A 12,452-nucleotide genomic window follows, 5' to 3' on the forward strand; every position below is an offset into this window, starting at 1 on the left:
TATGCCCAACATACTTCCTCTCCAAATAAATGCTTTATATCTTGAAGCACCTGAGCAGGTAATTGGCCAGGATATCCGTTTTGAAAATGTTCCTTGGATGAATACAGAGAAAAATGTATTCGAAAATCCTAATGTTCCTTTAGAAACCAATTCTATTATCCCAAGACCATTTTCTTATGATAATGGCATTTATTTGGATAAGGGAGTACATATTCATTTTGTACTGCCTTCATATTTTAAAAAATTTGATGATACAGGAAGCTTGCCTAAAGCGCCTAATCGTTGGTATATAAAAAGAGAAAGAGACGGTGAAGAATGGATTGTTGAAAGTGACTATATATGGAATGTCAACGATCCGGAATTAAATAAATATGCTACTTGTACGTATGTAGAAGAAGCGGGAGATGATTTCCGTTTTAAATATATAGGAAGAAAATACAAGCTGGAGGAGTGGACTGCTAAAGGGACTGCTGAAGGTCGTTATTTAAAGAATTTCAGTGCTTTAGGATGGGGTAGTTTTTCATTTGATATACATTATCCGAATTGTAGAAGCGTATTTGGCTTTTACGATGAAAAGGGAACAAAAAACGATACTTATTCTGTTATAGGTTGGGTAGAAAGTGATGGACAGAATATTCTTAATGAATATATCATAGCAGGTAAATTTCAATTAAAGTCAGGTGCAAAAAATGAAAATGAAGAGTCATTTGATATAGCCATTGCTAATACTTTGCCGGAAACCCTTTCTGCACTGATTATAAATACCAATAATCCTGCTATATCAAAGCAAGATTTGCAAAAGCAGGAAGAGCAGATTGCTTCAATGATCAATTTTGATGAATTAAAGGATCTAAGCTTAGATTGGATTTCCAGAGTGAGAAATAAGCAGCATGAGCAGCAATTTAATAAAACATCAGGCACTACTAAATACGTATTGAATATTGTTCCTATTGATAATGAAGATTCAATTCAGGAATATGATTTTGATATCAATCTGTTAGATTTTGAATTGAGTAAAAGCGTTGCTGATCAATATGGTAACATCCGGGAACGATTAAATGCTCTGAACCAATCTCCTTTATTAGGTGAACTCATTCTTTCGATTTGGGAGAAAATAAATTTAACAGAGCTTGTTACTATTTCTGTCAACGAATCTTTGGAAGATGAACTGGACGCTCTGAATAGGGTATTGAACAATTATGAATTAGACACTTTTAGGCTGCATACCAAAATTGAAAGTTTATATCTGCACTGGTCTACTTATTTAAGTGCTTTATTCCTGAATAAAAACAAGAACATCAATAAGCTTAAAGATGACTTAAAATTGTTGATTTCTCAGATTAATATCTTAAAAGAAAAGCTTAAAAAAGCCGAAACTAATGTAACCAATTTACAACAGTTATTTTCTGAAAAAATCTCCAATTATTATAAAAAATACTGTGATTATGCAGTCATTAAATTTCTGATCAAAGCACAATATTCTGGCGATACCGTTGATCAGAAAGAACTTCAGACTTTACTCAATCAGAGATATAAAACTAAAACAGTCTTAGCAAAAAAAAGCAGAACAGATTATTATAATGCATTGCCTCCCAGCATCATTATTTCTTCCCAAAAAAAGAATACGGTATTCAATCTGTTTGCCAATCCGTCAGTTCCACAATCCACCAACTCCATTACTTCATTCGATTCTAAGAAGAAAGAAAGTTATAAAACGGTATTAGATACAATTTCTGACTTTCAGGAAGTTGGTGTTAATCATTGGCATACCTATAAAGTAGAATGGGAAAGTTTATTCTTACCTAAAAAAGAAGGTCATTATCTGGCCGCAGATAAAAAATTTAATGAAAACTTTTTACAGGATTCCTATACTTTAGATGAGCTTAATGCAGATTTAATAAAAGGATACGGACTGAATGATATTGCGTATATGCCTAATCCTAATGTGTATTATGGGCATTCTTTTGTAAGCAATACCGTTCAGGAATATGTAAAAGAAAAACTGGAAAAAAACCTTACTCATATTGATGAAGTAGATAATGCTCCGTTAATAGAACAAATGAAGGACTTTCTGCAAACACTGGAAGATACTGCTTTATTTGAATTAACCCTTTCAGATTTCAACAATCTTATGCTGCAGAGGAGTAACGGTTTATCTGTTTTACCGTTAATTCCCAACGGATTTAAAGACCATAAAAAACTGGCAAAAAGTATAGAAAGTTTATGTAAAGAATACTTAAACCACTTAAATCTTTTAACACCTAATAGATTATCCATTTTTAATCCATTTAGAAACGGAGCTTTTAAAATGAGCAGGCTCAGAATTATAGATTCTTTTGGCAGAGACAAAATAATAGAGCCTCAAAAAATAATAACCACTCATGTGCAGAAAATTGAAAATAAAGAGAATTGGGTCGCACTGCCACCTAGATATCTTCAGTCTGCGGCGATGAGTACAAGGTTTCATAGAACAATAACCAATAAAAGAAAATCCCCTGTAATAGGATGGATAGTTCCTGTTTATCTTAATCAACGACTGGAATTTTTTGACGCTCATGGAAAACATTTAGGAGCAATAGATACAGAAAATCAGTGGGAGTCTTCCCCTTTTGACATAAGCATCGCTCAGGAAAATACAGAGTATAAATCTGTGGTGAAAAATCCTCATCTTAGAAGAATTATACACTGGATCATAGAAAAAATTTGTAAGGCTAATAAAAAAGATGATTTTATAAAAGAATTACAAAAAGCGATGGAGCATACCTCACCTGAGGACTATACCAATCCTTCCCTGTTAGAAACGATATCTACGCTTCCCATTGCCATTACTTTGGTCAATATTAATTTATTTACTAAAGGAGAGTCGCTCTATGACATCAATTATTCGGAGAATATCAGTATCAATACCTATGACAATCAAAGAAAATATGATAAGGTTAAAATTCCTATGTCTATTGGTGATTTAAATCAGTATAATGATGGAGTACTGGCATATTGGCATTACAATCTAAAGCAGGAAGATGAAAATGCTGAAGAAAAATTAGGGTTGAAATATTTAGAAAGTAAAATTTATTTCAATAATGATGTAATCAAGAAGATAGATAATCATCCTTATTCTATCAATGATTTTCTGAAAGAAAACCCTTTTGATGGGAACGAAAAATGGAGCGAAATTAAAGGCAAGCTTATGACGGGCTCTACCATTAATTATAAAGCTCAGGACAAAGAAAGTTATCTGGCATTAAATGAAACCTTAAATGCCTGCCAAAGATATGTTCTCATGCATCCTAAAGGTAATCTGCATATCAAAACAGGAATTTTGCCGGAAAAACGCATAAAATTACCTTATAATAAAATAAAAAATGCGTTAAAAAGGATTGAATTAACATTATTAACAACCCCAATTTTAACCCCTAAAGAAAACCTACAACTCTCTCTGGTGAAAGATAACCGCTATGAATGGTCGTGGGTAGAATTGGAAAAGAAAAACAAAAAAGAACCTCTATCTGCTACAAATCCGCCCGTCAAAAAAAGAATGACTCAGAATTTGGCGATAGATTTTAATAAAGATTTTGGCATAGAAACGTATTTGCAGTCATTACTGTCAAACTTAAAAAATGATAACCTGTTAGTCAGTGAGTTAACAGCATTTTTTCCGCATGAAAAGGTTTATTTTATTGATAAGGAAAGTTTCGATACTAAAAATGAAACCAATAAGTATCAGACAGAACTTGGATTTATCAACAATACGATTACCAATCAAATAGGGAAAGATGAAAATAGGAAATCAAAAAAAGTAGCATTTGATTTTAATCAGTTTAAAACTAAAAAATTGATAGCCCTTAAAGAATTTCTGATTAGAGAAGGGTATGTGATTCAATCTAAAACAAACCTGTTACATGACAAAGTTTACTTTATTGACTTTGACAGAATACAGATGGTGCAAGAAAAAGCTGAAGCTGCTTTAAGCGATTTCGAGAAAGAGCTAATGAATTTATTATCATTGAAAACCTCCGTTAAAATAATACATCTCAAAGAGCTATTAAAAAAACTATATGCCTTCACGAGAGAAGATGTTTATCAGATAATGAATGAAAACTTTAAGCAATCTCTGATAAATAAAAAAATCATTCAGCAAGATTCTTTTTATCCCGATGAGCAAATTTATTTTGTAGATCTCGGTGAACTGGAAAAGATCAAAATAAAAGATGATTGGGATGAATATGAGAAGATGCTATTGGAACTGATCAATCATAAATCTAAAGCAATGCTGGAAATCACTGATTTTAATAACAATTCCGGTATGATTCCTAATCTGGTCTTAAAAGAAGGATGGCTCTCTATAAAATCAACTAAATTTTAAACATTATGGCAAAACTATCATATTACTTTCCTTTAGATAATTTAGTGAATGATGAAATTATTAATAACTATAAATCTCAGGTTCAGTCTGCTTTAGAAAATAATACTATAGAAGTTGATTTTGATCAGTACAAAGGTTCTTATCTCAATTTTAAAGATGAAAGTAAATTAGCATTAACATTTAAAAAAAATATAAATAAAGGAGGAACTTTAATTAATTTCTTTTTCAATTACGATAAAAAAAATAATACTGATACAATAAGCCTTATAACTATTGGGGAAGAAGTATTAAGTGTCTTAAAATCGAATAAAAGAAATGCTGTTTCTTTTAAGAATGGTATTAAAATAAATGATATAGATTTTAAAATCAGGGAAAATACATGGTTCAACGGTTCTTTATACTTTGATGACTGCGGCAATGTGGATATCTATATAACCGATGAAAAATTTTTAATCAACAGAAAAGCCATTATTTCAGTTGATAATTCAGTTGATTACCAGAATATCATAATTGGCGGTAATAAAGAAGGAGATCAGCTTCGGATTGCAGACCTGTCCGTTTATAATGAAGTCGCTAAAGATGAGGTTGAAAATATAATTAATAAATCTATAGAACAGCATCTTACCCTGCTATCAAAATCTACCTTAATGGATACTGTAAGCTTTAATCTTACCAACAGTGCAGAATATGATAAATTAGTAATTGAAAATGAGCAGCAACCTTTATCCTTCGAGTTTTTACGAGGAGGGATGGCTCTTGAGAAGTATGACAATTGTGTGGCAAAACTTAAGGTAAAAAAAGGATTTTTTAAATATGATTTTACAGAAAGTAAAGACGTTGGAGAATCTGATGAGATAGATATTTCTCCTGACCTTAAAAATCAGCAAACGAATGCCACCAATTTAAAGGTAGTATTAGAGGGTTTATCCATTATTAATAGTTTAGAGCAGGAAAGAGTTTTAGTTCAATTAGAAATTTATAACCTGACACTCACTAAAGATGAATTCTCTACAACCTATACCAAATCGCAGCCTCTCATTATTGATAAAGTATTTGAAGTAATAGATTTGAGAGGAACTAATGAATGCCCGTTTGAGGTGTTCATATTGGGAAATGATACTTTGTATAACGGTACAGGAAACAAAGCTCAGACTGTAAATCTGTTAATCAACAACATCACAGATGAGCAACTGAAGTTTTCAGATAACAGCGGTTTCAGGGTAATAAGTAATTTTCTTGATATACTCGAGAATGATGTGCAGCAAACCGGGAATTTTAAATTAAAACAGTTTCGTTCTTTCAATGATATTCCGACTAAGCCGAGATCAACGGGCAATGATTTTTTATATTATCAGAACGAATATGTATTGAATAAGGGAGAGTCTGTCATGTTAGAGATTTCAGGATTGAAAGCCAGGCAGCCCACCTTTACCAATCCATCAGGTTCATATCCTTTCTATTTAGAATACAAAAACATTCAAGGATATAGAAACGGAAAAGCAAAATTCTATATTAAAACAGGTAAGATTTTTTATTCACTATAAGTTTTAAAAATATGTCAGAAATTTTAAATATAAATGAATTTGAAGCGAATCAAGGAAAAATTGATAAGCTGACTTCTGAAAGCGCTTCCATTAAGACTTTAGATTTACAAAATAGTACAATCAAAACATTAACAGCAGATTTTATTAAACTTAAAAATCAGATAGAAGTATTAAATGAAGAACTGAAAATTATTAAAGGCACTAAAGAATTAGTGAAAATTAGTGCTAATAGAACAGATATTAACACCTCTTTATATACTAATAATGAGTTAGTTTCTTTACCTGTAGGAGCCATAGTCGCATTTTATGGAGATAAAGTTCCGGAAGGATGGGCTTTTTGTGACGGCCAGAATGGAACTCCGGATTTGAGAGGCAGCTTTATTCAGGGTAAACAGGAAAGTAGCCAGAAAAGTGGGCAGGTTTATAAATCTGCTCCCATCACTTTAAATGAAAAAAATATTCCACGTGTCTGGAGCACGGTTACAACGAGTTTTTATAAAGCAGAAGCTGGTACAAACGGTAATAATTTTGATTTTTTAGGAACGAAATCAACCTCAAGAAATAAGAACATTCGTAAAGACAACAGTTGGTGTACAGATGAAAATATATCTTCAGATTTCGCCATAGGACACGATAAACCGGATTCAATAGAAATTCCGAATCCGCAACATATAAAATTAGCCTATATAATGAAGACAAAATAATAAGGGTAAAATATGTACAACTCTTAAAAAACAATCAGCTAAAAACCATACAATAGTAAACGAAAGTGATTATCCAATAAAGCTTTATTACCATGAAAGAATCATCAGTATTAAAAACTAATATCCAGCTCGAGCTCGACGTTCAGATAAAAGAAGTTGATCTCAGAATTACAGGAAGCATTGCCAAATCAGATGATGGTATTTCTGTAATGTCGCTTGCCGGAAATTTACCTGATGTTTCTGAAAATATCTCTAAACTATTAGAAGATGATATAAAGGATATTATTATTCCTTTTGTGCCTAATGAACTCAATTTCGGTATTTATAAAATCTCAAATGAGAAAGAAAATTTAACGGCTTTTCAGGTAGGAGCAAGATATTCACAAGCAAGGCTGAAAGGTGTTTTTGCTAAAGATTTCAAACTATTTTCCGTAGCCATTGCAGAAGGAATCAAATTTGAGAAAATGCCTTTGGTAGGAGAGTATCTTAAAGAGTATTCTATTTCTGCTATGGAGTTGGTATATGTTTCTCAGCAAGAAAAGGAAAAGCCTTTGACTGATGAACGGCTGAAATTAATTAATAATTCTAAGAAAAATTTCGTCGACAATAAAATTTGGGTGCACAAAGAAAAACTTTCCCTTTCTGCCGGATTCAATGCAGGCATGATCTTGAAACAGGGAAGTGAAGAGCAGAAAATCACCTTTCCCGGTTTTGATCTGAATGGGATAAAAGTTCCCGGTTTACCTATTCCAGATAAAGCTTTAGCAAAAAAAGAAAATAAAAGTACTTCCGGTGAAATTCAAAAAGAAGAAGCCCAAAAACCTTCATTAGTAAAAATTAATGAAGTAAAACCATCCATTGAAAACCGAAAAATAAACATTGCGGTATCCGCAGATTTTAATATTGGTCCCTTCGGATTGCAGCTTGTCGGGTTAGGAATTCAAGTGCCTTTTACTGTTTTTCAGAATTTCAGTCTTGAAAAATTATGGAAAGAAATTCAATTCTCCTTAAAAGGTTTAGCCATTATATATGAGACACCTGCGCTTTCAATCGCTGGTGCATTTTTGAGAGAAACCAATAACGGAACAGAAGAATACAACGGTTTACTTACTTTCAGGCTTGGTAAAATCGAAATCCTGGCTATTGGATCTTATATTAAAACGCCAACCTATTCTTCATTGTTTGCATTCGGTTATTTAGGGATTCCAATTCCTATAGATCCTGCTTTTTACATTCACGGATTTGCATTGGGATTCGGGCTCAACAGAGGTTTTATAATGCCTGATATTACCGAAATTCCGGATTTCCCTCTCATCAAAATCGTTCATCAGGGAGGCTTAAAGCAGGGAGATAATATTCAAAAGATTTTTCACGATTTAAATCGCTATTTACCCGCAAGTGAGAATAATTATGTGATTATTGCAGGAATTAAGTTTGATTCCTACAAGATGATTTTTACCACAGGAGTATTGGCTATTGCTTTCGGGAATAAAACATCTTTAAACCTTTTAGGCTTATCAACGATGAAGCAGGAAGGAGTTTATAATTTTGAGTTTGCATTTTCCATGCGTGCAGATTTAGATGAAGGTACCTTTTTAGCTCAAGGACAGTTGACCGATAATACCTATGTATTATTACCCCAGTTAAAATTAACGGGTGGTTTTGCCTTAGGAATGTGGCTGAAAGGTGATCCGGCAGGTGATTTTGTATTTACTTTGGGTGGTTATCATCCCAATTTTAAAGTTCCGGTGCATTATCCCAATAATGTCCCTCGTTTAGGATACAGTTTTAATTTAGGTTCGGTTCAGTTCTACGGTAAAGCTTATTTTGCTCTCACGCCGAGTTGCATCATGGCAGGTATAGCAGGTGGTTTAAAACTTGTGCTGGATGGAAAGGTGGTGTATGCCGAAATTGGAGTGCTTTTCAGTGCAGATTTCATTATTTTTTGGAAGCCATTTTATTATAAGGCAGAAGTATATGTTCAGATTTATGCTAAAATAGTCGTAGATGTATGGCTGTTTAGCATCAATCAATCCTTTAGTTTAACGGCTAAATTACAATTGGAAGGGCCTGATTTTAGAGGGATAGCAACTTTTAAGGTGGTAGGTTATGAATTAGAAGTGAAATTTGGTAATCATGATAGGCTTATCAATAAATCATTAAGCAAAGAAGAATTCGTATCTGCTTTTTTACCGGATCCGGCTAAACTCCTTACGTACAATATAACATCAGGAATACTCAAAAAAGTAAAGAACACAAACGGGACAGAATCTGTAGTGGTTAATCCTAAAACCTTTGCGTTAGAAATTTATTCAGAAATTCCAGTCACTGAAATAGAGGGAAGCCAGTTGATTACCGAAAATATAAATACTAAAAATATTTATCCGGTCTATACAGAATCTATTCAGCTAAAGAATAAACTCAATGTATCAGTTAAAGGGGCTAGTAATGATTTTCATTCATTTACAAGTGCTCCTATTTTAAAATCAGTTCCTAAATCAATATGGAATAATACAAATATAATTTCAGACGATGATGAGGTATTATCAGATCTCCAATTATTAAAAGAAGTATGTAAAGGGATACGTTTAGAATTTTCTAAAATAGAATCTAAGATCGATCCGGTAGCTATTTCTTTATATGACAATAGTATTAAAAATTATGAAGATAGCTTTACAACTCACAAAACAGAACATAAGGATAGTTCAATTAAGCTCAATGAGAATATTATGAGTGTTTTAGAAATTCTGGTTCAAGAGGAAATAGATTTTACAGATTTAGAAAACTCAATGGATGTCTATAAATACAAGAAAAAATCTTTAGGAAAATATCAACTCGTGTAAAATGGCAAATGAAGAAATAGGAATTGCTCCGTCACATATACCCACAGTCGTATCGGGAAAATATGAAATCAAGGCAGATTTGCAAAATAACCTCAGTAATGCTAAGGAGCAGGAGGTTGTCTTTTATGTTGCCGGGTACAATTATACGATTCCTCAAAATGAAATACTAACAATGTATCCTCCAATGGAGCATACCGGTGATTTTGCCGGCACTTTTCCCCATATACAATTTAGAAGAAGTACTTTGCCATGGGAGTTTAACTGTGAATCACAAGGAAAAAAAATACCCTATCTTTTCTTGGTGGTACTCAAAGAAGACGAATTGGCTTCCGGAGATTTTGAAATATTAGAAACCAATACAAATGACTTAAAAGATTCATTGGAAGATCCTGAAGAACCAAAACCATTAAAAATTCTTAAGGGAGTAAAAGGTAATGAAGAGCTTTTTCCTTCCATAGATTTTGTATCTCAATTGGCGCATGTTAGAGTTCAGGAACATACAGAATTAAAAGATTTGAATCTTCCAAAAGAAACAAGCATTGTAATTGCTCATCGTATGGTAGAACCTAATACAAAGTATAGAGCTTTTGTCTGCTATTATTCTGCTGAGGTCATCACCAAAGAAAAAGACAAGTATCAATTAAATAATTCTAACGAAAAAAACGAATACCAGAAAACAAGATCGTGTGTAGTTTTATCCGAATGGTCTTTTGAAAGTATTAATACTCAATTGTATCAGATTGATACCAATAAACTGAAAAGCCATCCGGACTTTAATACCTTTCAAAAAGATTTGGTGGATTCTGAAGTTTTAACTTTAGAAGAACTAAAAACAAAAGCAAATGCTGAACTTGCCAAGTTAATCTCCATCAATGAAACCTATTTAAAAGAACGTGCACTAAGATGGGCAGCATTACCTGAACCCAAATCTGCTGATGATTTTGAACGTACAGAAGAAATTAACTTCAAGGAAGAAAACAATTACATTCTTGAATATTTAAAATATAATGGTAAAAACTTAAAAGGCTATTTAAGTGAATTAGAACTTCAGCCTTTTAAGACGAATATTAATATCAAAAATGAAGCGGTAATCAAATTAGTTGATGTGGCTAAAGTTCCACTAGAGCATCAACTAAAGGGTGGAGGTAAAATAGTTTCATGGTATCAAGGTCCATTTACAAATTGGAACTACTCATTTAGCTTGGGAGATTTATTAAAAGACAAAGAATGGGTAGATATTCCCGATCATCAGGATTACTTAAACCTCTTCAATGATGATACAAAGATGTATGATATGACCTATGCTGCTGCATGGCAGTTAGGAAGATTAATGATTATGAATGACAATAAAGTTCTTCAGGAATTGAAAAAATGGAAGAATGAATTACAATTGCATAATTTAGTACAGGAGCAAAACCGATATAGTCATTTGCCTAATTTGAAAACGCAGGCTCCTCAGATTTCAGATTTATTGTTGAACTATGTTACAGAATTGATTCAATTTAGAAATTTTCCCGTGTATTACTTACTTCCCCATGCAGATTTAAGTACAGAAGAAAGTATCAAATACTTTAAAATTGATAATTCCTGGATCTTATCTTTTCTGTATGGAATTTTTAGTGCCGGACCAAAGCTAAGCATTAAAGATTTTGAAGAATACATTATCAAGAATAAAACCCTCAATCATGTATTTGATTACAATAAGCCCTATTATGGAATTTTATTTCAGTCACAAACCATGAAAAACTGGCCGCATCTGGTGGTAGAATTAAATAAAAACCATGATTTTCATTACATAACCAATATCAGCAACACACTTCGTTTGTACATTACCGGTCAGAAATTCTCTGATATCGAATTGTATCTCAAAAATGAAAATGCCCATTTTGGAAAAGAATATAATGCTGAAGCTGAAAAATTCATTAAAATAACAAACGATAGCGTAAAATTGGCTAATGAATATCTATACAAGCAGCCTAAAATAGGCTTAAAACTAAACTGAATATAGAAAATTAAAACTTCCTCAATTCGCCTACAAATGTCTGCGGTTAGCCTACAAAACTCTTCCTGAAGCGTCCTACTTTTGCTATGTAAAACAAAACAGTAAATAAAATGACACAGCAAAATAGAATATGGTTTATTACCGGAGCATCAAGAGGTTTCGGACGAGTTTGGACAGAAGCCGCACTGGAACGTGGCGATCAAGTTGTTGCTACAGCAAGAAAACTGGAAAGCATTTCAGTGCTGAATGAAAAGTACGGAGAAAACGTTCTTACCTTAGAATTAGACGTTACCAATCCTGATCAGGTGAAGGAAGTCGTAAAAAAAGCCCATGAACATTTCGGAAAACTTGATATTGTACTAAATAACGCGGGATATTCATTAGTCGGAACAATTGAAGAAGCCAATGCTGACGAAATTCGCGCTTTATATGAAACGAATATTTTAGGACCTGTAAATGTAGTTCAGGCTGCATTGCCAATTCTTCGCGAGCAAGGGTACGGACATATTTTAGGAACTTCCAGCAATTTGGGACATATCACAATGCCCGTGATCGGATATTACAGCTCATCAAAATGGGCGTTTGAAGCCATCTATGAAAGTCTTGCTCTCGAAGTAAAACAATTCGGAATTAAAGTGACGATTATAGAACCGGGAGCTTATGCCACTGAGTTTGGAAGTCAGGAATCACTTAAATTCTCTGAAGGAATGGAGGTTTATAACGATTTTAAAGCTGAATTTATTAAAGGGCTGCAAAATCTGGAAAGAGGAAATCCTGAAGCCACTCCGCTAGCACTTTTCAAAATGGTTGGTGCTGAAAATCCACCGTTGAGATTTAACTTAGGAAGTCATAATCTTGAATGGACAAAATCTGTTTATGCCGAAAGAATCGCTCTTTGGGAAGAATGGGACGATGTTTCAAGATCTGCACAAGGAGAATCCAAGTAATTACAAGTAAAAACCGGTTATCATTTTATAATCGGTTTTTCTTACCTTT

Annotated in this window: 6 protein-coding genes; all 6 read left to right on the forward strand. The window is 33.1% G+C overall.

What is annotated here, in order from left to right:
* The first annotated feature begins 1 nt into the window (after position 1).
* The 6 genes from JI747_RS12125 to JI747_RS12150 all read left to right on the forward strand — a co-directional run bounded on the left by JI747_RS12125 (position 2) and on the right by JI747_RS12150 (position 12,403).
* Positions 2-4,363 carry a hypothetical protein gene (locus JI747_RS12125; protein WP_225689014.1) on the forward strand — a complete coding sequence of 1,454 codons (4,362 nt, stop codon included), beginning with the start codon at positions 2-4 and terminating at the stop codon, positions 4,361-4,363.
* A gap of 5 nt (positions 4,364-4,368) precedes the next feature.
* Positions 4,369-5,907 carry a hypothetical protein gene (locus JI747_RS12130; RefSeq protein WP_225689016.1) on the forward strand — a complete coding sequence of 513 codons (1,539 nt, stop codon included), beginning with the start codon at positions 4,369-4,371 and terminating at the stop codon, positions 5,905-5,907.
* An 11-nt stretch (positions 5,908-5,918) separates the two neighbouring features.
* Complete coding sequence (locus JI747_RS12135) at positions 5,919-6,611, forward strand: tail fiber protein (RefSeq protein ID WP_225689018.1); 693 nt, start codon at positions 5,919-5,921, stop codon at positions 6,609-6,611.
* Between the two features lie 92 nt (positions 6,612-6,703).
* A complete protein-coding gene (locus JI747_RS12140) occupies positions 6,704-9,454 on the forward strand; it encodes a DUF6603 domain-containing protein (protein WP_225689020.1) in 2,751 nt (916 codons plus the stop codon).
* Position 9,455: 1 nt separating this feature from the next.
* Positions 9,456-11,456 carry a hypothetical protein gene (locus tag JI747_RS12145; protein ID WP_225689022.1) on the forward strand — a complete coding sequence of 667 codons (2,001 nt, stop codon included), beginning with the start codon at positions 9,456-9,458 and terminating at the stop codon, positions 11,454-11,456.
* A 110-nt stretch (positions 11,457-11,566) separates the two neighbouring features.
* Entirely contained in the window at positions 11,567-12,403 is an 837-nt protein-coding gene (locus JI747_RS12150; RefSeq protein WP_225689024.1) for an SDR family NAD(P)-dependent oxidoreductase, read from the forward strand.
* Positions 12,404-12,452 lie beyond the last annotated feature (49 nt).

The sequence above is a fragment of the Chryseobacterium tagetis genome (genome assembly GCF_016735585.2).
GTDB lineage: Bacteria > Bacteroidota > Bacteroidia > Flavobacteriales > Weeksellaceae > Chryseobacterium > Chryseobacterium tagetis.